The organism is uncultured Jatrophihabitans sp., assembly GCF_964251945.1.
Taxonomy (GTDB): domain Bacteria; phylum Actinomycetota; class Actinomycetes; order Mycobacteriales; family Jatrophihabitantaceae; genus Jatrophihabitans.
This window is the reverse complement of sequence record NZ_CAXULP010000006.1, coordinates 95,668-118,692: the sequence shown is the minus strand read 5'-3', so window position 1 is coordinate 118,692 and position 23,025 is coordinate 95,668. Positions and strand designations below refer to the sequence as shown.

General features: G+C 70.3%; 23 protein-coding genes. 16 read left to right on the top strand and 7 right to left on the bottom strand.

Annotated elements, in window-relative coordinates:
• Positions 1-88 precede the first annotated feature (88 nt).
• The 3 genes from ACFFBG_RS13355 (at position 89) to ACFFBG_RS13345 (ending at position 3,474) form a co-directional block, all read left to right on the top strand.
• Positions 89-1,408 (top strand): GAF domain-containing protein, encoded by a 1,320-nt coding sequence (locus ACFFBG_RS13355; protein WP_375479463.1) that lies wholly within the window; start codon positions 89-91, stop codon positions 1,406-1,408.
• Between the two features lie 91 nt (positions 1,409-1,499).
• A complete protein-coding gene (adh, locus tag ACFFBG_RS13350; protein ID WP_375479461.1) occupies positions 1,500-3,023 on the top strand; it encodes an aldehyde dehydrogenase in 1,524 nt (507 codons plus the stop codon).
• A gap of 70 nt (positions 3,024-3,093) precedes the next feature.
• Complete coding sequence (locus tag ACFFBG_RS13345; protein ID WP_375479704.1) at positions 3,094-3,474, top strand: DUF779 domain-containing protein; 381 nt, start codon at positions 3,094-3,096, stop codon at positions 3,472-3,474.
• Positions 3,475-3,576: 102 nt separating this feature from the next.
• Here ACFFBG_RS13345 and ACFFBG_RS13340 read toward each other — a convergent pair whose 3' ends face one another.
• Entirely contained in the window at positions 3,577-4,638 is a 1,062-nt protein-coding gene (locus ACFFBG_RS13340) for a M23 family metallopeptidase (protein WP_375479459.1), read from the bottom strand.
• A gap of 397 nt (positions 4,639-5,035) precedes the next feature.
• Here ACFFBG_RS13340 and ACFFBG_RS13335 point away from each other — a divergent pair, with 397 nt between their 5' ends.
• The 7 genes from ACFFBG_RS13335 (at position 5,036) to ACFFBG_RS13305 (ending at position 10,962) form a co-directional block, all read left to right on the top strand.
• Positions 5,036-5,815 (top strand): electron transfer flavoprotein subunit beta/FixA family protein, encoded by a 780-nt coding sequence (locus ACFFBG_RS13335; protein WP_375479457.1) that lies wholly within the window; start codon positions 5,036-5,038, stop codon positions 5,813-5,815.
• A gap of 28 nt (positions 5,816-5,843) precedes the next feature.
• Positions 5,844-6,803: an electron transfer flavoprotein subunit alpha/FixB family protein gene (locus ACFFBG_RS13330; RefSeq protein WP_375479455.1), complete on the top strand. Its 960-nt coding sequence runs from the start codon at positions 5,844-5,846 to the stop codon at positions 6,801-6,803.
• A 104-nt stretch (positions 6,804-6,907) separates the two neighbouring features.
• Positions 6,908-8,083, top strand: a complete 1,176-nt coding sequence (locus ACFFBG_RS13325) for a cysteine desulfurase family protein (protein ID WP_375479453.1) — start codon at positions 6,908-6,910, stop codon at positions 8,081-8,083.
• A gap of 81 nt (positions 8,084-8,164) precedes the next feature.
• Positions 8,165-9,232 carry a tRNA 2-thiouridine(34) synthase MnmA gene (gene mnmA / locus ACFFBG_RS13320; RefSeq protein WP_375479451.1) on the top strand — a complete coding sequence of 356 codons (1,068 nt, stop codon included), beginning with the start codon at positions 8,165-8,167 and terminating at the stop codon, positions 9,230-9,232.
• A gap of 165 nt (positions 9,233-9,397) precedes the next feature.
• Positions 9,398-9,580, top strand: coding sequence for a hypothetical protein (locus ACFFBG_RS13315; protein ID WP_375479449.1), 183 nt, complete (start codon positions 9,398-9,400; stop codon positions 9,578-9,580).
• Between the two features lie 7 nt (positions 9,581-9,587).
• Positions 9,588-10,586 (top strand): hypothetical protein, encoded by a 999-nt coding sequence (locus tag ACFFBG_RS13310; RefSeq protein ID WP_375479447.1) that lies wholly within the window; start codon positions 9,588-9,590, stop codon positions 10,584-10,586.
• A gap of 94 nt (positions 10,587-10,680) precedes the next feature.
• A complete protein-coding gene (locus ACFFBG_RS13305) occupies positions 10,681-10,962 on the top strand; it encodes a GNAT family N-acetyltransferase (protein ID WP_375479445.1) in 282 nt (93 codons plus the stop codon).
• Between the two features lie 52 nt (positions 10,963-11,014).
• Here the strand turns inward: ACFFBG_RS13305 and ACFFBG_RS13300 are convergent, their stop codons facing one another.
• Complete coding sequence (locus tag ACFFBG_RS13300; protein ID WP_375479443.1) at positions 11,015-11,692, bottom strand: hypothetical protein; 678 nt, start codon at positions 11,690-11,692, stop codon at positions 11,015-11,017.
• 194 nt (positions 11,693-11,886) lie between these two features.
• On the opposite strand from ACFFBG_RS13300, the gene ACFFBG_RS13295 reads away from it, so the two are divergent.
• Positions 11,887-13,896 carry a histidine kinase gene (locus ACFFBG_RS13295; RefSeq protein WP_375479441.1) on the top strand — a complete coding sequence of 670 codons (2,010 nt, stop codon included), beginning with the start codon at positions 11,887-11,889 and terminating at the stop codon, positions 13,894-13,896.
• A gap of 4 nt (positions 13,897-13,900) precedes the next feature.
• Positions 13,901-14,572 (top strand): response regulator, encoded by a 672-nt coding sequence (locus tag ACFFBG_RS13290; RefSeq protein ID WP_375479701.1) that lies wholly within the window; start codon positions 13,901-13,903, stop codon positions 14,570-14,572.
• A 177-nt stretch (positions 14,573-14,749) separates the two neighbouring features.
• On the opposite strand, the gene ACFFBG_RS13285 is transcribed toward ACFFBG_RS13290, so the two are convergent.
• Complete coding sequence (locus ACFFBG_RS13285) at positions 14,750-15,964, bottom strand: FAD-dependent oxidoreductase (RefSeq protein ID WP_375479440.1); 1,215 nt, start codon at positions 15,962-15,964, stop codon at positions 14,750-14,752.
• An 80-nt stretch (positions 15,965-16,044) separates the two neighbouring features.
• On the opposite strand from ACFFBG_RS13285, the gene ACFFBG_RS13280 reads away from it, so the two are divergent.
• Positions 16,045-16,485: a MarR family winged helix-turn-helix transcriptional regulator gene (locus ACFFBG_RS13280; protein ID WP_375479438.1), complete on the top strand. Its 441-nt coding sequence runs from the start codon at positions 16,045-16,047 to the stop codon at positions 16,483-16,485.
• A gap of 54 nt (positions 16,486-16,539) precedes the next feature.
• Here ACFFBG_RS13280 and ACFFBG_RS13275 read toward each other — a convergent pair whose 3' ends face one another.
• The 3 genes from ACFFBG_RS13275 to ACFFBG_RS13265 all read right to left on the bottom strand — a co-directional run bounded on the left by ACFFBG_RS13275 (position 16,540) and on the right by ACFFBG_RS13265 (position 18,169).
• Positions 16,540-17,205, bottom strand: coding sequence for a hypothetical protein (locus tag ACFFBG_RS13275; protein WP_375479436.1), 666 nt, complete (start codon positions 17,203-17,205; stop codon positions 16,540-16,542).
• 125 nt (positions 17,206-17,330) lie between these two features.
• Entirely contained in the window at positions 17,331-17,648 is a 318-nt protein-coding gene (locus tag ACFFBG_RS13270; protein WP_375479434.1) for a DUF222 domain-containing protein, read from the bottom strand.
• 143 nt (positions 17,649-17,791) lie between these two features.
• Entirely contained in the window at positions 17,792-18,169 is a 378-nt protein-coding gene (locus tag ACFFBG_RS13265) for a VOC family protein (RefSeq protein WP_375479432.1), read from the bottom strand.
• A gap of 79 nt (positions 18,170-18,248) precedes the next feature.
• On the opposite strand from ACFFBG_RS13265, the gene ACFFBG_RS13260 reads away from it, so the two are divergent.
• The 3 genes from ACFFBG_RS13260 to ACFFBG_RS13250 are packed head-to-tail and all read left to right on the top strand — an operon-like array spanning position 18,249 to position 22,370.
• A complete protein-coding gene (locus ACFFBG_RS13260) occupies positions 18,249-19,250 on the top strand; it encodes a methionine synthase (RefSeq protein ID WP_375479430.1) in 1,002 nt (333 codons plus the stop codon).
• Between the two features lie 37 nt (positions 19,251-19,287).
• Positions 19,288-21,564: an NAD-dependent DNA ligase LigA gene (gene ligA / locus ACFFBG_RS13255; protein WP_375479428.1), complete on the top strand. Its 2,277-nt coding sequence runs from the start codon at positions 19,288-19,290 to the stop codon at positions 21,562-21,564.
• Positions 21,561-22,370, top strand: a complete 810-nt coding sequence (locus ACFFBG_RS13250; protein WP_375479426.1) for a phosphatase PAP2 family protein — start codon at positions 21,561-21,563, stop codon at positions 22,368-22,370. The genes ligA and ACFFBG_RS13250 overlap by 4 nt, the downstream gene beginning before the upstream one ends.
• Here ACFFBG_RS13250 and ACFFBG_RS13245 read toward each other — a convergent pair.
• On the bottom strand, positions 22,336-23,019 hold the full coding sequence (locus ACFFBG_RS13245) for an ACT domain-containing protein (protein WP_375479424.1): 684 nt from the start codon (positions 23,017-23,019) through the stop codon (positions 22,336-22,338). The genes ACFFBG_RS13250 and ACFFBG_RS13245 overlap by 35 nt on opposite strands.
• Positions 23,020-23,025 lie beyond the last annotated feature (6 nt).

Genomic DNA, 23,025 nt, shown 5'->3' with positions numbered 1-23,025 from the left:
TTCGCCCCGCGTGATCCGCGGACCGCTGCGGGCCGGCGTTCGCGTGACGCGCGTCACTTCCGCGACGTAGGATCGGCCCATCGAGACGATGCGGTTGCTACCCCGCGCGGACGACGTCCGCGCGGTCGGCGACGCGCACGAGCAGTTCCTCACATCGGGCACCGTCGCCCCTGGAGTGCGCGCCGTGGTCGCCGAGTCCTGGCGGCGTTCGGTCGCGGCCGGGGTCGACGTCGACGCGCCCGCCGCCCGGCTCTCGGACGGCGACGCCGACTTTCTCGCCTACCGGGAGGCGCATCCGCTGTCGCGGGTGTTCCCGCTGCTCTACGACGTCCTCGGCCGGGCGGCGGAGGAATGCGACTCCGTGCTCGCCGTAGGCGACGCCGCCGGTCGGCTGCTGTGGGTCTGCGGCAAGCCGGCGGAGCTTCGCCGCGCCGAACGCATCGACTTCGTCGAGGGCGCCGCCTGGGACGAGGCGCACGCCGGCACCAACGCCCCGGGCACCGCGCTGCGGCTCGACGCGCCGGTCCAGATCCTCGCCACCGAGCACTTCGCCCGTCGCGTCCAGCCGTGGACGTGCACCGCGGCGCCGATCCACGACCCGGTCAGCCAGGCGATCCTCGGCATCCTCGACGTCACCGGCGGCGAAGCGGTCGCCTCGCCGCAGACGCTCGCGATGGTGCGAGCGGCCGCGCGGATGGCCGAGGCCGAACTGGGCCGGCTGCTGGCGACGGCGCAGGCCGCCGGATCGTCGTCGCGGCAGCCGTCGGGTTGGTCGTCCGGCTCGTCGCCCACGTTGTTCTGGACGCCGCCCGCCGCCGAGCGTCGGCCCGCGGTCAGCGCGCTCGGCCGCCCGGACTGCCTGTTCGAGCGGGGCGGGCGAACCATGCGCCTGAGCCCGCGGCACAGCGAGATCGTCGTGCTGCTCGCCGATCTGCCGGACGGCCTGACCGGCGATCAGCTCGCCGTCGAGATGTACGCCGACGACGTCAGCGCCTCGACGATGCGCGCCGAGCTCAGCAGGCTGCGCGCGCTCCTCGGCGCCGACCTGCTCGACTCGCGGCCCTACCGGCTGCGCAGCGAGCTGCGCGCCGATTGGCTCGACGTGCAGCAGGCCATCGATGCCGTCCGGCCCGCCGACGCGTTGCGCGCCTACCGCGGCCCCCTGCTGCCCCAGTCCGAGGCGCCCGGCGTGGTGCAGCGTCGCGAGCGCCTGGACCGGCAGCTGCGCGCGACGGTGCTCGCCAGCGGCCAGGTCGACCTGATGGCGGCGTGGACGCGCTCGCGGTGGGGCGCCGACGACCTCGACATGTGGCAGCGCCAGCTCGATCTCTCCACGGCCGGGTCGCCGCTGCACGCAATCGCCGCGCGCGAGTTGTCCCGCCTCGACCGCGAGCTGGGAATGCGTTAGCCACGACGCAGCGAGATTGCAGCGTCGCGGGACCTAGCGTCGCGAGTGAGCCCGCCGATGGCGGCGGGCCGACCGCGAGGAGGTTCTTCCCATGGCGCTACATGCAGCCCCGGGCACCGCAGACAGCCCGGTCAAGGTGGAAAGCCGCTACGACAACTTCATCGGCGGCGAATGGACTCCGCCCAGCAAGGGCGACTACTTCGAGAACATCACGCCGGTCACCGGCGCGGCGTTCACCGAGGTCGCGCGCAGCACCGCCGAGGACATCGATCTCGCGCTCGACGCCGCGCACGGCGCGAAGCGGGCTTGGGGACGGACCCCGGCCGCCGAACGCGCGAACATCCTGAACAAGATCGCCGACCGGATCGAGGCCAATCTGCCGGCGCTCGCGCTGGCCGAGACCTGGGAGAACGGCAAGCCGATCCGCGAGACGATGGCCGCGGACCTGCCGCTCGCGGTCGACCACTTCCGGTACTTCGCCGGTGCGATCCGCGCGCAGGAGGGCGGCGTCTCCGAGATCGACGCGGACACCGTGGCCTACCACATCCACGAGCCGCTGGGCGTGGTCGGCCAGATCATCCCGTGGAACTTCCCGATCCTGATGGCGACCTGGAAGCTCGCGCCGGCGCTCGCGGCCGGCAACTGCGTGATCATCAAGCCGGCCGAGCAGACGCCGTGGTCGCTGCTGAAGGTCATCGAGCTGATCGCCGACCTGCTGCCCGCCGGCGTGATCAACGTCGTCAACGGCTTCGGCGTCGAGGCCGGCAAGCCGCTGGCGTCGTCCAGCCGGATCGCGAAGATCGCGTTCACCGGCGAGACCACGACCGGCCGGCTGATCATGCAGTACGCCTCGCAGAACCTGATCCCGGTCACGCTCGAGCTCGGTGGCAAGAGCCCGAACATCTTCTTCGAGGACGTCGCCGCTTCGAAGGACGCCTTCTATGACAAGGCGCTCGAGGGCTTCACGATGTTCGCCCTCAACCAGGGCGAGGTCTGCACCTGCCCGTCGCGCGCGCTCGTCCAGGCGTCGATCTACGACGACTTCATGAACGACGCCATCGACCGGGTCAAGAAGATCAAGCAGGGCAACCCGCTCGACGAGGAGACGATGATCGGCGCCCAGGCGTCCAACGACCAGCTCGAGAAGATCATGTCCTACCTCGACATCGGCAAGCAGGAAGGCGCGAAAGTCCTCACCGGCGGATCGCGCGCGACATTGGACGGCGACCTCTCGGGCGGCTATTACGTCGAGCCGACCGTGTTCGAGGGCGACAACTCGATGCGGATCTTCCAGGAGGAGATCTTCGGGCCGGTCCTGTCGGTCACGAAGTTCGACGACGAGGACGACGCTCTGAAGATCGCCAACGACACCCTGTATGGATTGGGCGCCGGCGTCTGGTCGCGCGACGGCGCACGCGCCTACCGGGCGGGTCGGGAGATCCAGGCCGGCCGGGTGTGGACGAACTGCTATCACCAGTACCCGGCGCACGCGGCCTTCGGCGGCTACAAGCAGTCCGGCGTCGGCCGCGAGAACCACAAGATGATGCTCGACCACTACCAGCAGACCAAGAACCTGCTGGTGAGCTACTCGCCCAACGCCCTCGGCTTCTTCTAAGCGCCGGCGTGAAATCGCTCCGCGCAGAACGCTGCACGATTTCTCGGGAACCCCGGGCACCCCGGAGAAACTGGTGACGAGGCACGTGGACGTGTCGGACGAGGCGGCGGAACTGCTCCGCCGCCTCACCCGCCAATACGGCCCGCTGATGTTCCATCAGTCGGGTGGTTGCTGCGACGGGTCGTCGCCGATGTGTTTTCCGGACGGCGACTTCCTGATCAGCGAGGCCGACGCCCATCTCGGCGATCTCGATGTCGGCTTGAACCGGGTGATCCCGGTCTACATGTCGGTGAGCCAGTACGAGTACTGGAAGCACACGCACATCACCATCGACGTCGTGAAGGGCCGGGGGAGCGGATTCTCGGTGGAGGCGCCGGAAGGCGTCCGGTTCCTGATCCGCTCGCGGCTGCTCACCGACGCCGAGTCCGAGCAGCTCGGGCTGCTGACCTGAGCTCGGACAGCGACGAGGCCACCGCCCTAGGGCGGTGGCCTCGTCGCGGTGTGCGGAGCGGCCGGGTCAGGCTTTGCCCCTTGTAATCTCAGTCCGCCTATCTCATTTCACCTTGACGGTGAGCGGGCGGGAGTACGCGCTCCAGCCGGCGCTGGTGTGGAACGCGACCTGAACCTTATAGATCCGACCCCTCACCGGGTGCCAGAACTTCCATGAGTTGACCGGGTGGGCCGCGCTGACGTGCAGCGTGCTGCGCCTTTCAACCGACCAGGTGTGATTGTGCCGGTGCCACATCTGCGCCAGCACCTGGATCGAGCGGATGCCGGTTTGGCTCTGCCACCTGAACCGCAGCGCGTGCTTGGGAACCCGCTTGAGGCTCTTCGCGACCGGTGCCGTGGTCGTGCGCGCCGCCGGCTTGCCGACGCACGAGGTTGCGGACTGGCCGCTGTTGTACAGCGCCGACTTTTGCGGCAGCTGCTGGAAGGTGGCGGCGCCGCGGTACGCGGCCTGAGGCCACCAAACCGCACTGTTGCCCTCGCAGACCTTCAATGCGCTCTGCTTGACGCCCTTGCCGTAGATGCCGTTGCGGGTGATCTGGAAGTTCAGATAGTGCGTGGCCCGGTTGCAATCGCCCGTGGTCTTCTCGCCGCTGTGCCCGGTGTAGCCGATGATCGTCGACGGCGTGACGTATTCGCCCTCGTGGATCGACGCCAGGATGCCGTCGAGGTGGCCGTAGCGCGAGGTGATGCCGCCGCCGTGGTCGATCCACACCCAGCTGCCGATCGTCGAGGGGTTCTCGCAGCGGTCGCCGACGTTGCGGCCGATGTGCAGAATGCCGGCGCCCGCGGCGTAGACGGGCTCTGCGGTGTACACCGGCGTCTTGCCGTACATGTGCCGCGACAAGAGCGTCATCGCCTTGTCGCTCTTGTGCAGCTTTGCGCCTGAGCAGCCGGGGTTGCTCGACGCGCAGTCCATTGTCGCGTCGCTGCCACGCAGCGGGTACCAAACTGGGTCGGAGAACGGGTGCGCTGTGCTCGCGCCGGCGGCGACGAAGATGGTCTTGGCCGACGCGCTGGTGCTGCCGACCATGACGGCCGACATGGCGGCCAGCGCTGAGACGAGCAGGGCGGTGATGAGGCGGAGGGGGCGGGGGACCCGGTACATCGCGATCTCCTAGGGTGGTCGAACCTATGTGCTCGGCCCCCGCTGAGAGTGAAGTCTTGATACCCGCCTTACGGCTACTTCTACCCAGAGCGATGGAATGTGACGCGCGGTGACCGCCGCCGCGGCAGCGGACGCGCGGCGCGACAACGCCGCGGATGGCCAGGGGCGCGTGTTGCGCTCGGGCGTGGGAGGGTGAACGGAAGGTGATGGAGGTCCGGCGTCATGAGCGAGGAGGCGCGGACGACGAGTCGCGGGAGACCAGGCTCATGTTGCTACTCGCGAGTAACCTAGGCAGAGTGTTTCGTGAACATGTCGCGGCGCCGGCGGCCGATCCGGACCCGCGTCACTCGACCCGCGGCGGCGACCGTCGCGACCGACTGAGAGGTTCGCAGGCCGAATGAACATCGTGGTGCTGATGAAGCAGGTGCCCGACACCGAGGGCGACCGCAAGCTGGACTCCGCCGACAACACCGTCGATCGCGCCGCGGTCGACCCGGTGATCAACTACATCGACGAGTTCGCCATCGAAGAGGGTCTGCTGCTCAAAGAGGCGCACGGCGGCGAGGTCACCATCCTCACCGTCGGCCCGGCGAAGGCCACCGAGTCCATCCGCAAGGCGCTGTCGATGGGCGCGGACAAAGCGGTGCACGTCCTCGACGACGCGCTGCACGGCTCGGACGCGATTGCCACCGCGAAGACGATCGCGAAGGCGCTCGGCACCCTCGAGTGGGATGTCGCGATCGCCGGCTCCGAGGCCACCGACGCGCGTGGGGCGGTCGTGCCGGCCCTGCTCGCCGAGGTCCTCGGCACGGCCCAGCTGACGCAGGCGCGCAAGGTGAGCGTCGACGGCTCGACCGTCACGATCGAGCGCGTCACCGAGACGGGATATGAAAAGGTCGAGGGTTCGACACCGGCCGTCATCAGCGTCGTCGAGAAGATCAACGACCCGCGATACCCCTCGTTCAAGGGGATCATGGCCGCCAAGAGCAAGCCGATCGCGACGTTGTCGCTGGCTGACGTCGGCCTCGACGCCGGGGAGGTCGGCCTGGCCAACGCCTGGTCCTCCGTCGAGTCGTTCGAGAACGCCCCGCCTCGGGAAGCCGGCCAGGTCGTCAAGGACGAGGGCGACGGCGGCGCGAAGATCGCCGACTTCCTCGCGGCCAAGAAGCTGATCTGACACCCGGCGAGACGAAGGAGACAAAGTCATGGCAGAGGTCCTCGTGCTCGTCGACTCGCTCGACGGCAACGTCAAGAAGACCACGCTCGAGCTGCTGACCGCGGCCCGCCAGCTCGGCGAGCCCAGCGCAGTCGTGGTCGGCACGCCCGGCACGGCCGCGCCGCTTGCCAACCAGCTGGCCGAGTTCGGCGCCGGCAAGGTCTACGTCGTCGAAAGCGACGACATAGCCGCGTACGCGGTCGCCCCCAAGGCGGAGGCGCTTGCCGCCGCCGCCCAGCAGGCGGGGTCGCCGGCCGCGGTCCTGCTGTCCTCCAGCGCGGAGAACAAGGAGATTGCGGCGCGGCTCGCGCTGAAGCTCGAGTCCGGCCTGCTCTACGACGCGGTCGGCTTCGGCGCGGACGGCACGGTCACCCAGTCGATCTTCGGCGCGGCGGTCACCGTCCAGTCGAAGGCGAAGGGCACGCCGGTCGTCACCGTCCGGCCGAACTCGTTCGCCCCCGAGCCGGCTGCCGGCGCGGCCGAGGAGGTGACGGTCGAGTTCACGCTGTCCGACTCCGCCAAGTCCGCGAAGGTGCTCGACACGGTGGTCGAGGAGAAGGGCTCCCGCCCTCAGCTGTCCGACGCGTCGGTGGTCGTCTCCGGCGGGCGCGGCATTGGCAAGGCCGACAACTTCGAGATCATCGAAAAGCTTGCCGACTCCCTCGGCGCGGCCGTCGGCGCCTCCCGGGCGGTCGTCGACGCCGGCTGGGTCCCGCACACGATGCAGGTCGGCCAGACCGGCGTCACGGTCTCGCCGCAGCTCTACATCGCGGTCGGGATCTCCGGGGCCATCCAGCACCGCGCCGGCATGCAGACGTCCAAGACGATCGTCGCGATCAACAAGGACGCGGAGGCGCCGATCTTCGAGCTCGCCGACTTCGGCGTCGTCGGCGACCTGTTTCAGGTCGCTCCGCAGCTGACCGACGAGATCAGCAAGCGCAAGGGCTGACCGCTCGACCGCACGGGCCGGGCGTCGAGCGGCCGGCCCGTGCGCCTCGGCAGCACGCGGCGGCACGCGGCGCAGCGGCGCGACGCACGTAAGCTCGAAACGCGATGCCGTACCTCGACCACGCTGCGACGACGCCGATGCTGCCCGAGGCCGTCGCCGCCGTCACCGCTGCCATGGGCACTGTCGGCAACCCGTCGTCGTTGCACGCAGCGGGCCGCGCGGCTCGCCGTCGCGTCGAGGAGTCGCGCGAGAGCATCGCCGCCTCGCTCGGGGCGCGGCCGTCTGAGGTGATCTTCACCGCCGGTGGCACGGAGTCGGACAATCTCGCGATCAAGGGCCTGTACTGGGCGCGGCGCTCCGCCGAGCCGGCGCGGCGCCGGGTCGTGATCAGCGCGGTGGAGCACCACGCGATCTTTGACGCCGCAGAGTGGCTGGTCGAGCACGAGGGCACTGAGCTCGTCGTGCTGCCGGTCGATCCGAGCGGCGCTGTCGACCCGGCCGATCTGCGTCGCGTGCTCGCCGAGGACCCCGGCGCCGTGGCGCTGGTGAGCGTTATGTGGGCGAACAACGAGATCGGCACGATCCAGCCGGTGCGCGTTCTCGCCGATGTCGCGCACGAGTTCGGCGTTCCGATGCACAGCGACGCCGTGCAGGCCGTCGGCGGCGTCGAGGTGGACTTCGCCGCCTCCGGGCTGGACGCGCTGACGATGACCGGGCACAAGATCGGCGGGCCGCCCGCTGCGGGCGTGCTGCTGCTGCGGCGTGCGCAGGCCTGCGTGCCGCTGCTGCACGGCGGCGGGCAGGAGCGGGAGGTGCGCTCGGGCACGCTCGACGCGCCGGGCGCAGTCGGGCTCGCGGTCGCCGCCGGTGTCACCGTCGAGCGGCGCGTCGCGACGTCGGCCCGGGTTGCCGCGTTGCGCGACGACCTCGAGGCGCGGATCACCGCGGCCGTGCCGGACGTCGTGCGAAACGGCGGCGACGCGGCACGGCTGCCCAACATCGCCAACCTGAGCTTCGCCGGGTGCGAGGGCGACGCGCTGCTGATGCTGCTGGACGCGGCCGGGGTCGAATGCTCGACCGGGTCGGCGTGCTCGGCCGGGGTCGCCCAGCCCTCGCATGTGCTGCGGGCGCTGGGCGCGGACGCCGCGCGGGCCCGTGGCTCGCTGCGCTTCTCCCTCGGCTCGACCTCGACCCGCTCGGACGTGGACGCGGCGGTGGCCGCCGTTGTGCCCGCGGTCGAGCGCGCCCGTGCGGCCGGCCTGGCGACCGTCGCGTCATGAGGGTGCTCGCGTCATGAGGGTGCTCGCGTCGTGAGGGTGTTTACGTCATGAGGGTGCTGGGATCATGAGGGTGCTGGGATCATGAAGGTATTGGCCGCGATGAGCGGCGGCGTCGACTCCGCGGTGGCCGCTGCGCGCGCCGTCGACGCCGGACACGACGTCACCGGCGTTCACCTCGCGCTGTCCGCCGCGCCGGCCACGCTGCGACACGGCGCGCGAGGGTGCTGCACCGTCGAGGACGCGCACGACGCCCGCCGCGTCGCCGATCTGCTCGACATTCCGTTCTACGTCTGGGATCTCGCCGAGCGGTTTCGCGCCGACGTGATCGACGACTTCGTCAGCGAATACGCGGCCGGCCGCACGCCGAACCCGTGCCTGCGCTGCAACGAGAAGATCAAGTTCGCTGCTGTGCTCGATCGAGCGCTGGCGCTGGGCTTCGACGCGGTCGTGACGGGCCATCACGCCCGGCTGGCCGACGGCCGGCTGATGCGCTCGGTCGACGCGAGCAAGGACCAGTCCTACGTGCTCGCGGTGTGCACCGCCCGCCAGCTCGCGCACGCGATCTTCCCGCTCGGCGACTCGACCAAAGCGCAGGTGCGTGCCGAGGCCGCCGAGCGCGGCTTCGCCGTCGCCGCGAAGCCGGACTCGCACGACATCTGCTTCATCGCCGACGGGGACACCCGGGGCTTCCTGGCTGCTCGGCTCGGCGCGGTGAACGGGCCGGTCGTCGACGCTCGCAGCGGCGCGGAGGTCGGCCGGCACGAGGGCTCGTTCGGTTTCACCATCGGCCAGCGCCGCGGCCTCGACCTGCGCCGGCCCGAGCCTGATGGCAGCCCGCGATACGTCCTCGCGATCCAGCCGGCGGACAACACCGTCGTCGTGGGGCCGAGAGCCATGCTGGACACCGATGTCGTCACTGCCGGGTCGCCGGTGTGGACGGCCGGCGATCGCCCGGCCGAGCGATTCGACTGCGTCGTGCAGTTGCGCGCCCACGGTGCGACCACCGACGCCGCCGTCGAGGTGCGCGCCGACGGCGAGGTGGTGGCGCGGCTGGCGACGCCGGAGCGCGGAGTTGCCGCCGGGCAGGCGCTCGTCATGTACGACGGCGACACCGTGCTCGGCTCCGCGACGATCACCTCCGCCTGCTAACCGTCTTGCCCCCCGCGGCCGCCGCGCGCCCGGCGTGTCGCCCCGCTGCGCGGCCCGCCCAATCAGCCGCGTCGACACGAATGCGGCTACGTACAGAGGTGCGAGTGCGAACGCGTCGACGCCATCACGCTCGTCGTCTTCGTCGATTTTCGATAGTATCCGGCGATGATCGAGAGCGAGCCCGGCGCCGCGGCGGCTCTCGAGGACGCAGGGACGCCCGGTCGGTGGGTGAGTCGCCAATACCTGGCGCTGTCGCTGATGATCGGATTTATCCTGTTGCTGGTCGTCGGCGGCGTGCTGCTGATGAACTCCGCAGCCAGCGCGGCGGGTGGTTGTGGCGGCGGCTGACCTGAGCGTGACGGTCAGCCCGGCCGGCGCAGACCTTCGCCGCAGGTGGCTCGCGGCGACAGTGCTGCTCACGCTGACACCGTTCGTAGCCGCGGTGCTACTGGCTCCGGCCGGCTCAGCCGCCCCGTCGGTGGCGCTGGTCTGGCTGCTGTTCGTCGGCTCATCAGCCCACGTCGGCGCGACGGCTTGGTTCTACTGCGTTCCCGAGGTGCGGGCGCACATGCGTGCGCACCGGCTGCGCTATCAGCTGGCACCGGTCGGGCTCGTGGTCGCGGCGACAATTGCGTCGATCGTTGCCTCGGCCTCGGCACTGATCTGGGGATTGCTGGCCTACTTCGCCTGGCAGTTCTTTCACTTCCAGAAGCAGAACCTCGGTATTGCGGCCTTGGCCGCCCGCGCGAACGGGGCCGGCCGGCTCAGCCACTGGGAGCGGTTCGCGCTGACCGGCGTCGGCGTGGGCGGCGTCTGCGCGCTGGTCGGTCACCCCGCACTGCTTCAGCTCGCGCCGCAGCACCGGGCAACGCTGCTGTTCGGCGTCGGCGCCGTCATCTTCGCCGCCAGCGTGCTGCTCGGAGCGGCCTGCCTGGCTCGGCGGCAAAGATCGACCCGTCCAGGCCAGTTCGTCATCGTTTATCTGATCTCGCTGCTGTTCTTCCTGCCGGTGTTCTGCTTCTCGTCCCCCTACGCCGCTGTCGCCGGCCTCACGATGGCCCACGGTCTGCAATACCTGCTGCTGATGGGGTTGCTCGCCCGGGTGCCGAGCGGTGGGCAATCCGGGCGCGTCGGCGTGCTGATCTTGGTCAATATCGCGCTGGTGCTGGGCCTGGCGTTGAACCAGGCGTCGCACCTGCATGGCGGCGGCCCGGTCGAGCGCGCGATCTTCGGCGTCTACCTGGGCGCGGTCATGGCGCACTTCGTCATCGACGCCGGGCTCTGGAGGCTGCGCGACGAGTTCCCACGCCGCTTCCTGACGCAGCGCCTACCCTTCCTGCTCGCTGCCGTTTAGCGGGACCGATCCATCGGTCGCATTGCTGACTGGCACCAGAGACTGGCGTCGGGGTCAGTCTCGCGTTGCGGTTGGATGCCAGGAAATCACTCGGATGCGCTTGACGCTGGTGATCCGTCATCAGCTCGACGGCGAACTCGCCGAGGAAGAAGGCGGCCACATCGGCTACCACGTCGTCGCTCCGTGGCGACGACACGGACACGCGACACGGATGCTGGCTGCCGGACTCGAGCAGTGCGCGGCTCTGGGCATGACGCGCGCGCTGCTCTGTTGCGACCCGGACAATGCAGCGTCTCAGCGAGTCATTCTCGCCAACGCAGCATTCCCGCTGGGCGGCGCCACGGCGAAAGACCGCTATTGGATCGAACTCAAGTAATGGCTTTGCCGGAACACCACGGGGTGACGGATGACCTCGCGACCCCAAAGCTTCAGGAGTTGGCGGCGTCGGCGGTCCGACGCTGGGTGGGCTGGGCGTCGGCTGTCGCCACCGCCCGCACGAGCCCGATCCCGTACCCGGCGATGCCGACGTAGAGCAGCACTGGTCCGTGCGGGAACCACCAGGCCAGCCCGGACAGCGGCAGCGTGCCCACGGCGACCACGAGCAGGGCGATCGCCCAGCGCGGGGACCAGCGCGGGACGATCTCGCCGTTCCAGCACGCCCGGGCCAGCAGCACCGAGCCGATGAGCAGCGGCAGGATGCCGATGCCCGACAGCGCGCCGGGCAGCGAGTCGATGTGATTGTCGACGAGATCGCGCGCCTGCGCATGGGGTAGTCGATCGAAGAGGACCGGGATCGCCGTCATGTCGAGGATCGTGTGCGGGACCTCGGCGACGGTCAGACCGAGACCGACAGCTGCGACCCACGCCGTGCCACGGCCCCGGATGGTCTGGATCCGCACGGCGAGGCCGACCAGACCGACGAGCAGCACCAGGACACCGCCGAGCAGCAGTAGCGCTACCGGCACGGCCAGGCCGTGGATGTAGTGCGGAGCACGGTCGGCATCATCTGGATCGGTCACCGCCTCCAGAGCGATCGCGGCCGCGGCCAGCACCGAACCGACGGCAAGGGCCACGCCGCAGTTGCGTTGGAGCGTGAGAGTGTTCACCAGCGTCGTCCTCTCGAGAGTGGCGAGCCGACGTCGCCTAGGCCGAAACGCTAGGAACGCAGGCAACGCGATGGCATCCGGTTGGCCGGACGGCCCGGTACGGCGCGGCGCAGAACCCGTTGAGGCAGGCCCACACCCGCGACGTGTGGTCAGCCCCCTCGCCATTCCGACGCCGGTGGCCCACACTCCTGATCGTGAGCAGGTTGGCCCGCACCGCAGTGCTGGTCTTCGGCGCGCTCGCCGTGGTGCTCGCCGTCGTGTTGCAACTGCTGGCCGGGATCCACGACGCGGCCGACTACGCAGATCCCGCCGTCCTGGTTCCGGTGTTCTGGTCGGCGGGGGCCGTGGCGTTCGCCTACCGTCCGCAGCTACGGTGCGCGCGGTGGCTGTGCCTGGCCGGCACGCTCATCGCGGTGGCGCACGCATTGGCCGTGCTGCCGGCGGCCGCGCACGCGCCGTCGCTGTGGTGGGTGAACCTGCTCTCCCAGGTCGCCTTCGTCGGCGGCTTCGCCGCCTGGGCCGTCGTCCTCGTGATCTTTCCCGACGGCCGGCTCGAGACCCGGGCCGAGCGGGTGTTCGTCGTCCTGCTTCCCGTCGCCGCGGTCATCCTGCCGACGGCCGGCTTCTTCTCGGCCGCCCGCCAGCCGTTGATCGGCGCAGTGTCGCGGCCGAGCACGCCGGTTCCTATCTGGACGTCCGCGCTGGGGCCGCTGCATACCGCCGCCGAGGCGATCCCGGCCTCGGTGCTGGGCGGAGTCCTGCTCCTGGTCCTGCGCTATCGCCGGTCGGCGGCGGCCAGGCGCGCGCAGCTGCGACTGCCGCTTGGCGCCGCGGCGCTCGCCGCGCTCGCGCTGGTCACGTCCGCGCCGGTCTCGGAGCTCCTCGGCGAGACGGCGCAGTCTTACGTGTTCGTCCTGCTGGTCGCCACTCTGCCCGTCGCTCTGCTGCTCGGCATGATCCGCGGCGAGCTGTTCGACATCGACCGCCTCGTCCTGCGATCACTGATCTATGGCGTCCTGTGGATCGTGATCGCAGCGGTGTACGCCTCGGTCGCCGCCCTATTCGGGCTCGCCGCCGGACACGAGCTCGCGCTCGGGCCCGCCGTCGCGATCGCCATTCTGACTGCAGTGCTGTTCCAGCCCGCACGCACCCGGCTCGAACGGGTGGCCGACCGATGGGTCTACGGCGACCGGCTCTCCGACGCCGATGCGATGCGTCGCCTCGGGGATGCCCTGCAACGCGCCGGCGACGTCCACGACATCGCGGCGGTGGTGGCCACGACCGTTCGGCGCGGCCTGGGTTGTGAATGGACGAATGTCGCACGGCCCGACGGGGCATTTCTCGCCGTCGACGGAACGTGCCCGCCGAAGGCCGCGGCGGATCTCATCGTCGACGTGCGGCATGCTGGCGAGCTCGTCGCCACCATCGGATGCGGCCGCCCGCGGAGCACCACGGGCGCCGATAGGCGACTCGTCGAGGACCTGGCCCGCCAGGTGGCGCCGGCGTTGCACAACGCTGAGCTGAACCGCCGACTCGCGGAGCAACTGGCCGAACTGACAGCGTCGCGCGCCCGGCTCGTCCGGGCCGAGGAGCGCGAGCGGCGACGCATCGAGCGAGACCTGCACGATGGCATCCAGGCTCAGCTCGTCGCGGTCGCCGCCAAGGTCGATCTTGCGCGGCTGCTGCACGAAACTCGGCCCGAGCAGGTGGCCCACACCCTGAACGAGCTGGCCGCTGCCGTGCGCCACGCGCATCTCGATTTACGCGAAGTCGTGCGCGGCATCCATCCGGCCGTCCTTGAGGATCACGGGCTGGTGCGCGCCATCGAGGATCGCACCGCGGCGCTGCCGGTCACGGTGACAGTGACCGCCGACGCCGCGCTGCGCCAGCGGCGGTTGCCGGTGCACCTGGAGGGTGCGGCCTATTTCGTGGCGATCGAGGGTCTGACGAACGTCATGCGTCACGCCGGGGTCGCCACCGCGTCCGTCGGGTTGTCCCGCAGCGTCGATGAGCTCCGCGTGGAGATCGTCGACAACGGATCAGGCTTCCGCGCCGACGCCGTGACCACGCACGGATTGCGCGGACTCGCCGACCGATTGCAGGCGCTGGGCGGACGCCTCGACGTCGCCTCTACGCCGGGCGCCGGCACCACTCTCGTCGGCGTGCTGCCACTCGATCCAGCGGCGGAGGCGGGCGATGACTGACCTCATGCGCGTCGTGATCGCCGAGGACAACTACCTCGTCCGAGAGGGAACCCGTCAACTGCTCGACGCCACCGGCGACGTCGAGGTCGTGGCCGCGGTCGGCACCGCGCCGGAACTGCTGGATGCGGTGCGCCGTCTGAGTCCGGACGCCGTCCTGACCGACATCCGGATGCCACCCACGCTGCGCACCGAGGGCATCGAGGCCGCGCATGCAGTGCGCCGCGAATGGCCGGCGATCGGCGTGGTCGTGCTGTCGCAGCACGCGGAAGGCAGCTACGCGCTGGCGCTGCTCGCCCATGGCAGCGCCGGCCTCGGCTACCTGCTCAAAGACCGCGTCGGTGACCATCACGAGTTGTTGCACGCCCTGCGCCAGACGGCGGCCGGCGGGTCGGTCATCGATCCGGTGATCGTCGACGCGCTGGTGCGGCAGCGCGCCAGAGCGACCTCACCGCTCGACCGGCTCACCGACCGGGAACGCGATGTCCTCAGGCTCATGGCGCAAGGGCTGACCAACCCGGCCATCGGATCGGCCCTGCACCTTTCGGCGTCCGCCATCGAGAAGCACGTGGCCGCTGTCTTCGGCAAGCTGGATCTCCCGCCTGAGACGCCTGTGCACCGGCGCGTCGCCGCGGTGCTGACCTTCCTGCGTGCCCAGGAAGACAGCGACAGCGCCTAGGTCGTCGGCCCCGATCCACCGCCCCCGGTTGCTTCGCCGAACCGTGCGGCGCCGTCAGCTCATCGCCGAGATGTACGGGCGCAGCCAAGCGCGCGCATCTGACGCGACAGCAGCTTGCGGCCAGGGCCGGCGTGACGCACTGCGAGCGACCCGCGCGATGATGTGGCGCCTTGACGGCTACGTGATCTGTGTTTCGTCCCAGCCGATGTGGTGATCGAACACCCAGGCTTCTGGATGGGTGTGCTGACGCTGAAAGCGCGCGGCGACCAGGGGCATGACGACGCGATCGCGGATCACGCGCGCAAGTGGGCCGGCGGACTTGCCGTCGCCGTTTCGTTTTCCGAGTTCGACGATCTTCTGAACCCGCTCACGCCTTTCGGTTTCGAAACGGGTGAGCGCTGAGGCAACGTCGGTCGCGTCTCGCAGAGCGCGAGCGAGGGTGACGGCGTCTTCGAGCGCCAGCGAGGCCCCTTGCCCAGAAGCGGGACTGACTGCGTGGGCGGCGTCGCCGACGATCACCATGCCGTTGCGGTGCCAGGTTGGCACGGTGGGGAAGTCGTAGGTGTTCCACCCGGCGAAGATGTTCTCGGTGGCGTCGATCAATTCGGCCGCGGGAGTGTCGTCGCCGCGAAAGAGTTCGTGGAGTGTCTCGCGCCAGGTGTGGTCGTCGATGGCGGCCAGATCCTGTCGCGAGAGTTCTCGTTTGGACGGCGGATTCGCGAACCACCACGTCTCGCCTGCTGGCGAGCTGACGTGGCCGAGGAAGCAACGTCGCCCGAAGCGGAAGCACAGGGTTCCCGGCGCGGTCTCGTACCGCGCCGGCAAGACGCCGGCGGGCGCGAACCCGCCGGTGTTGAGCAGGCCGCCGTACCGGGCCGGCGGCGCCGCGGGGTCGATGATCGCGCGGGTGGCCGATCGCAAGCCGTCGGCCCCAACCAGGACGTCGGCGATGGTCGTGCTCCCGTCGTCGAAGTGCGCCTGCACCGGGCCGGTGTCGGGAGCGTCGATCCCGACGAGGCGACGCGAGTAGGTGACGGGCACCTGACGCGCTGCGACGGCATCTCGTAGCGCCGCATACAGGTCCGCGCGGCGAACGGAGTGAACTTGCAAACCGTCGCGACGGGGCGAACCGAACGGGAACTCGGCGAGAAGCCGGTCGCGGTGGGTGTACATGCGCATCAGAGGCGTGGGGAACCCGCCAGCGATCACCGCGTCGCCGAGGCCGAGGGTGGCTGCGGCGTCGATGCCGTTGCTGGCCAACGTCAGCCAGGCCCCCACGCCCTCCGATCCCCGGTCGTAGGCCTCACAGATCTCGGCTCTGATCCCGGCCTTCGCCAGCGCCACAGCCGTTGCGGTTCCGGCGATACCGGCCCCCACGATCAAAATTCTCACGGCCGCCCCTCATTCGTTCGTTCGATCGAACGAAAGAATTCCGGTATCGTAGACGGATGTCAAGCGACAAACGCCAAGCCGTGGACGAGCTTCTGACAGCCGGTCGACTGCACTCCACCGCCGTGGTCATGTTTCATACGGCGGTCGCCGACCACGCCGGCCTGACGGTCACCGAAAGCAAGGCGATGGAGATAATTCAACGGCTCGGTCCGCTCACGCCCCGCGAACTTGCCCGTGAGTCAGGGCTGGCCCCAGCGTCGGTCACCGCGCTCGTGGACCGGTTGACTACCAAGAAGGTCGCTCGACGAACGCCGCATCCCACTGACCAACGCCGGGTGCTCGTGGAGATCGATCCGGGCTACGCCCAGCGCAATGACACTCTGTTCACCGCTTTCGTCACCTCGATCCGACAGCTGTGCCAGCAGTACGAGGTTGATCAGATCCGTCTCATCAGTCAGTTCCTGACTGCGGCCGCGCACTTGCAAGAAGACGCCACAAGCGGACTGGTTGCCGGAAGCTGAAGGATGACCGCGCGATCGTGTCGTGTCGCTTCTCGCCGAACCGTGCGGCGCCCGTCAGCTCATCGCCGAGACGTACGGGCGCAGCCCGATCGCGATGTCTGTGCACGCGCCCAGCACAACGTCGCGCAGCGCGTCGTCCGGCGCGGCGTTCAAAACGACGCGGGTGCCGAGGATCGGGATCGACAGCGCGGCGCCGGCGTGATCCCACCAATAGGCGACTTGGTCGGCTCGCCACAAAGTTCGTGCGAGCGACCAGCCCGTGCTGCGGCGCACCACGTCGAGACGGCCGATTTCATGGTCGGCGGCATCAGCGATCACGAGGCGGAAGAGTTCCAACGACTTCGGCTCGTCCGGGTCGGGGAGGAACCGAGCGACAACCGTGCCGTCGGCGAGCGTGGCCGTCGCGGTGTCCGATCGCGTGATGGTCGCGAAGGGCTTCCCGCCGCTGGTCAGCTCCGAAGGTCTGCCGTCCTTAGATTCGACGGTGAGGACTGACCCGTTTGCGAAGGTCAGCTCGTGAGTTCCGGTGCCACCGTTCTTGAAGCCGAACAGGACGCCAAGCTTCTTGCCGCGACCGTCGCCGGCGCCCTGCTTGGCGACACCGAGTGGTTCGCCGGGCCCATCGCGAAACACCATGCGCAGCGCGTTGCTTGTGGCCCGCTCGATCCGTCCGTCGATCAGCACAGCGCCGCTCGCCGGTGTGGCTGGAGCGTCAGTCATCTGGTCTGCCTTCCGAGGTCAGGCGGATCGTATCTACTTCCAAGCGCGCGGCATGGTCGTCGCGTGTGCAGCTCCGAACCAAAGTCGCATTACGTCGAGAACACCTATGCGATAACTCCGGGCCACTACAACCAACCCAAACCGATCGGGCAGGGGCGGTTGGGAACCAGCACGTGGACGCTGGCGACCCGGGCTTTCGCCTCGGCCGGGGCGACCCGCAGCAGCTCGACCAGCAGATCCGCCGTCGAGGCCCGCCCGTAGTCCCCGGCCAGCCCGCGCTCGGCGACCTCGGGCAGCAGCCGGTGCTCCACCGCCTCCAGGCGGCGGCGCTGGGTCTCCAGCTCGACCAGCGTCTGCGCCAACTCCACCGACGCCACCGGCGTCAACAGGGCATCCAGCAGCCTCTCGACCGCGGCGCGGAAAAACTTGACCGCGTCAGCCAAGCAACTCTCGGACAGCAACTCTCGGACATAACCCGAGAATAGAACGAGGGTACGACAGAACTGCGTGGTACGAGCAAGGCAGAAACTGGCTGCCGAGGCCGGGGCCGCTTCTGGGGCCGTCGAGCGCGGATCGCCGAGACGGTTCAGATCGTCGGTTGCGCCGTGTCGGGCCAAGGCCGCCCACTGAGGATGCAGAACTCGTTGCCCTCGGGGTCGGCCAGCACCACCCACGGCTGCTCCTGCTGCCCGACGTCGGCCTGCCGCGCGCCGAGGGACAGGAGCCGTTCGACTTCCGCGCGCTGATCGGTTGGACGGAAGTCGGGGTGGAGCCGGTTCTTGCCTGCTTTCTGCTCGGGCACCGGCACGAACAACAGCCCCGGCAGCCGGTCCGGCGCCGGCCTGATCTCGAACTCGTCCGCGGCGTCGCTCACGACTACCCATTCGAGGGCTTCGGCCCACCATCGGCCGAGCGCGACTGGATCGTGGGCGTCGACGACGATCTGCTCCCAGATGAGATCCACGACGCGCACTCTGCCAGGTGGGCTCGTGCACCGCCGGGCGCTGCACCGTCGACATGAGCGGACGCGGATGATGGGCGCGGTGACCTCCTCGACGCGACCGTGGCCACCCGGCGCCGTGACGGGCATCGGCTCGCTGCCTGGCGACGATCCGGCCGACACCGCGGCGCTCGTCGTCGGCGAGCTGCCCGACCTGCCCCATCTGGCCGAGCTGCCGGCGCGCGGCGCCGGCGCGGACATGATCGGTCGCACCGCGGCGCTGCTGGTCGACCTGCCGGTGGAGATCGTCCCTTCGGGCTGGCGATTGGCCGCGCACGCCGGGCGCGACCTGCGCCGGGCCCGCGACTTCCTGGCCTACGACCTCGACGCCCTGGAAGCCGCCGCGGCCGGGGCCGGCGCGCTGAAGACGCAGGCGGCCGGCCCGTGGACCCTCGCCGCGCACCTCGAGCTGCCGAACGGCCACAAGGTGGTGAGCGACCCCGGCGCCACCCGCGATCTCGCGGAATCCTTGGCCGAAGGTCTTGCGGTGCACCTCGCCGACCTGTCGGCGCGCGTTTCCGGAGTGCAGCCGGTGCTCCAGCTCGACGAGCCGTCGGTGCCCGCGGTGCTCGGCGGCCGCGTGTCCACGCCGTCGGGCTACGGCACAATCCGCTCGGTCGAGGAGAGCGTCGTCGAGCAGACGCTCGCCGGCGTGCTGGCCGTCGCCGCAGCCGGCGCGCGGGTCGTGCACAGCTGCGGGGCGGACGTGCCGATCGAGCTGCTGCGCCGGGCCGGCGCGGACGCGATCTCCCTCGACGCGAGCCTGCTCACCCAGGCCGATTTCGACGCGCTCGGCGAAGCCGTCGACGCCGGGGTGAGCCTGTGGCTAGGCCTGCTCCCGTCGACCGACGCGGCAATCACCCTCGACACCGCCCGCGGCCCGCTCGACCGGTTGTGGTCGCAGCTGGGGTTCCCGCCCGCCCTGCTTGCCCGCACCGTCGTGCCGACGCCCGCGTGCGGCCTCGCCGGCGCGAGCCCCGCCTATGTCCGACGAGCGCTCGCGCTGCTGCGCGACCTCGGCAAGGACATGATCGACCGGCAGTGACGTCGGTCTGTCAGCAGGGCTCGCTATCGTCTCGGCCATGTCGGACGGGCGGGTGGCGAACGGACGGGTGGCGGACGGGCGCACGATCGACGACGCGGCCGTCGACGTGATCGCGCCCCCGCTCGACGACGCCCGCGTCGAGCACGCGCGACTCGCTCAGGTGCTCGACGAGCACCAGTACCGCTATTACATCCTGGACGCGCCGACCGCCAGCGACGCCGAGTACGACGAGTCGATGCGCCGGCTGCAGGCCCTGGAGGACGCGTTCCCCGAGCTGCGCACGCCGTCCTCGCCGACGCAGCGGGTGGGCGGCACGTACTCGACGCAGTTCACCGCGGTCGACCACCTCGAACGGCTGCTCAGCCTGGACAACGTCTTCACCGCCGACGAACTGAACGCGTGGGCGCAGCGGCTCGAGCGCGACATCGGCGCGGTGCCCGACTATCTCTGCGAGCTGAAGGTCGACGGCCTCGCGGTCGACCTCGTCTACGAGAACGGCCGACTCCTGCGCGGCGCCACCCGCGGCGACGGCCGCACCGGCGAGGACGTCACGCCCAACATCCGCACGATCGCGAATGTCCCGGACCGCATTGGCGGCGCTGACGGCGCGGACGTCCCACAGCTGCTTGAGGTGCGCGGCGAGGTGTACTTTCCGGTCGCCGAGTTCGAGTCGCTGAACGCCTCGTTGGTCGAGGCGGGCAAGGCGCCGTTCGCGAACCCGCGCAACACCGCGGCGGGCTCCCTGCGGCAAAAGGATCCGCGGGTGACCGCGAGCCGGCGCCTGGCGCTCGTGCTGCACGGCGTCGGCCGGGTCTTGGGCGGCCCGAAGGTTGAGCGGCAGTCCGAGTGGTACGCCCGGCTCGCGGACTGGGGATTGCCGACGTCGCCGCGGTGTCGCGTGCTGCCCGACCTCGCCGCGGTGCAGGACTTCATCGAGGACTACCGCGTCCACCGGCACGACGTCGAGCACGAGATCGACGGGGTGGTGATCAAGGTCGACCAGCTGTCGTTGCAGCGCCAGCTCGGCGCGACCAGTCGCGCGCCGCGCTGGGCGATCGCGTACAAATACCCGCCCGAAGAGGTCAACACCAAGCTGCTCGACATCCAGGTCAACGTCGGGCGAACCGGCCGGGTGACGCCGTTCGGGCTGATGACACCGGTCAAGGTCGCCGGCTCCACGGTCGAGATGGCGACGCTGCACAACATGCACGAGGTCGAGCGCAAGGGTGTGCTCATCGGCGACACCGTCGTGCTGCGCAAGGCCGGCGACGTCATCCCCGAGATCGTCGGGCCGGTCGTCGCCCTGCGCGACGGCAGCGAGCGGCCGTTCGTGATGCCGACCCGCTGCCCGTCGTGCGACACCGAGCTCAAGCCGGAGAAGGAGGGCGATAAGGACATCCGCTGTCCCAACACCCGCTATTGCCCCGCGCAGTTGCGCGAACGGCTGTTCAGCCTGGCTTCGCGGTCCGCACTCGACATCGAGGCGCTCGGCTACGAGGGCGCGAACGCTCTGCTCGAGAGCGCGGCCATCGCCGACGAGGGCGACCTCTTCGCGCTCGCGCCGGACCTCGACGGCGACGACTCGGCTGCGCGCGAACTGCTGTCGGGCGTCGCCGCGTACACCCGCGCGGCGAAGAAGTCCGATCCGCCCGAACGCGTGCGCGACGGCCGGGTGCTGTCGGCCAACGGCGAGAAGTTGATCGCGAATCTCGCGACGGCGCGCAACCGGCCGCTCTGGCGAATCCTGGTCGCGCTCTCGATCCGCCATGTGGGGCCGACGGCCGCGCGCGCTCTTGCCAGCGAGTTCGGCGCCATGACCGCGGTGCGGGCGGCCACCGTCGAGCAGCTGGCCGCCGCGGGAGGCGTCGGCCCGATCATCGCCGAGGCCGTTGTCGAGTGGTTCGACGTGGATTGGCATGCGCTGATCGTCGACAAGTGGGCCGCTGCCGGCGTGCGGATGGCCGACGAGGTGGACGACTCGGCGCCGCGCACGCTGGCCGGACTCACCGTCGTCGTGACCGGCTCGCTGGCCGGGTTCTCCCGCGACCAGGCGAAAGAGGCGATCCTGTCCCACGGCGGAAAGGCCTCGGGCTCGGTGTCGAAGAAGACCGATTACGTGGTGGTGGGCGAGAACGCCGGGACGAAGGCGGAAAGGGCAGCCGAACTGGGGTTGCGCATCCTCGACGAGGACGGTTTCCGCGCGCTGCTCGCCGACGGCCCGCCCGCCGAGGAGCCTGCCGCCGAGGAGCCGCCCGCCGAGGAGCCTGCCGGCGAGGAGCCTGCCGGCGAGGTCCCGGAAGGAGGAACGCAGTGACCGCGACGCGAACGACGACGGCGCGGCCGCCCGCGCAACCCGGTGCGGGCCGCACCTGGTCCGCCGCCCGCGTGGTGACGTTCTGGGTCGTGCTCGGCCTCTACCTCGCGCTGACCGTGCTGATCATCCTCCCGTCGCCGGTGATCGACCTGGACCAGAAGCTGTACGGCTTGCATCTGCACGTGCACCACCCGTCGTACTACCGCTTGATCTACTACTTCGAGCTGTTCGGCCAGCGCGGGCCGGCGACCATCTCGTTCCTGCCGTTCTTCCTGTGGGTCTGTTGGCGCACGCGCAGCACCCGGCCGCTCGTGATGCTGTTCACGTCGCTGATCCTGCTGAATCTGAGCGTGGGGATCGTCAAGGTGGTCACCAGCCGGCTCGGGCCGCAGCAGAGCCGGTTCGCCCACGAGGTCTTCATGGGCGGGGACATCTATCCCTCCGGGCACGTGTCCAACGTCGTGGTGCTGTACGGAATCGTCGCCTGGACCTCGCTGCGATTTCGCAAGAGCGCGGTCGCGGCGGCGGTGTTCCTGTCACTCGGCGTCAGCGCCGGCACCGTCTACCTCAACACGCACTGGTTCAGCGATCTCATCGCCGGGCTGCTCGCCGGCGCGGTGGTGCTGCTCGGCTTGCCGACAGTGCTGCCCACCGCCCAGGAGTGGGCCGACGAGTTCGTGGGCTGGCTCGGTCGTCGCTGGCGATGGGTCGCCTGGCTGGACCCGACGCCACGTTTCGAGCCGGCCGGGTCCCCCGTGCCCCCTGACGCGCTCAGGGACCCGGCCCCACCGGCGCCGGCGGGGTGACGCTGGCCGCGATCGCGGCCAGGTGGGCCAGCCGCACCAATTCCGACGGGAGCCAGCGCAGTCCGGGACGGCCGACCAGGAGCGCGGCCTTGCCGAACGGCGCGACGGCGAGCTCGGTGCCGAGGCGGTCCCAGTCGGCAGGCGCCCATTCCGCGGCAGCGTCCAGCTGGCGGGCCGGGCCCGGCGGCCACCACGGCATGGCCAGCGTGTGCAGCTCGGGCGCGGCCCCGCCCCGGGCCAGGACCTGCCCCTTGCCGTCGACGGCGTCGCCGGCGACCGGCTCGCTGAGCACCAGCGCCCAGCCGGCCCGAAACACCCGTGCGACACCGTCGGCAAGCAGCGGCAGACTCGACTGCGGCTCCCGCGCGAGCGATTCGAGCAGTTCCAGCTCACGGTGCGGGTCGAGCTGGCCGGCGTACGGGCGGATCGACTCCACCTGGACCCCGGCGACCGTCGCGGCGGCGCTCACCAGCGTGTCGGCCAGCCGATCTGCGGGCAGTTCCACGACGAGGTCGTCGGTCGCCTTGCCCGCGGAGCGTTCGATGACGTCCACACTCAGGATGTCCGCGCCCGCGAGTCCGAGGGCCGACGCGACCGCGCCGAGCGCGCCCGGCCGATCGGGCAGCACGAGGCGCAGCAGGTAGGACACGGCCGC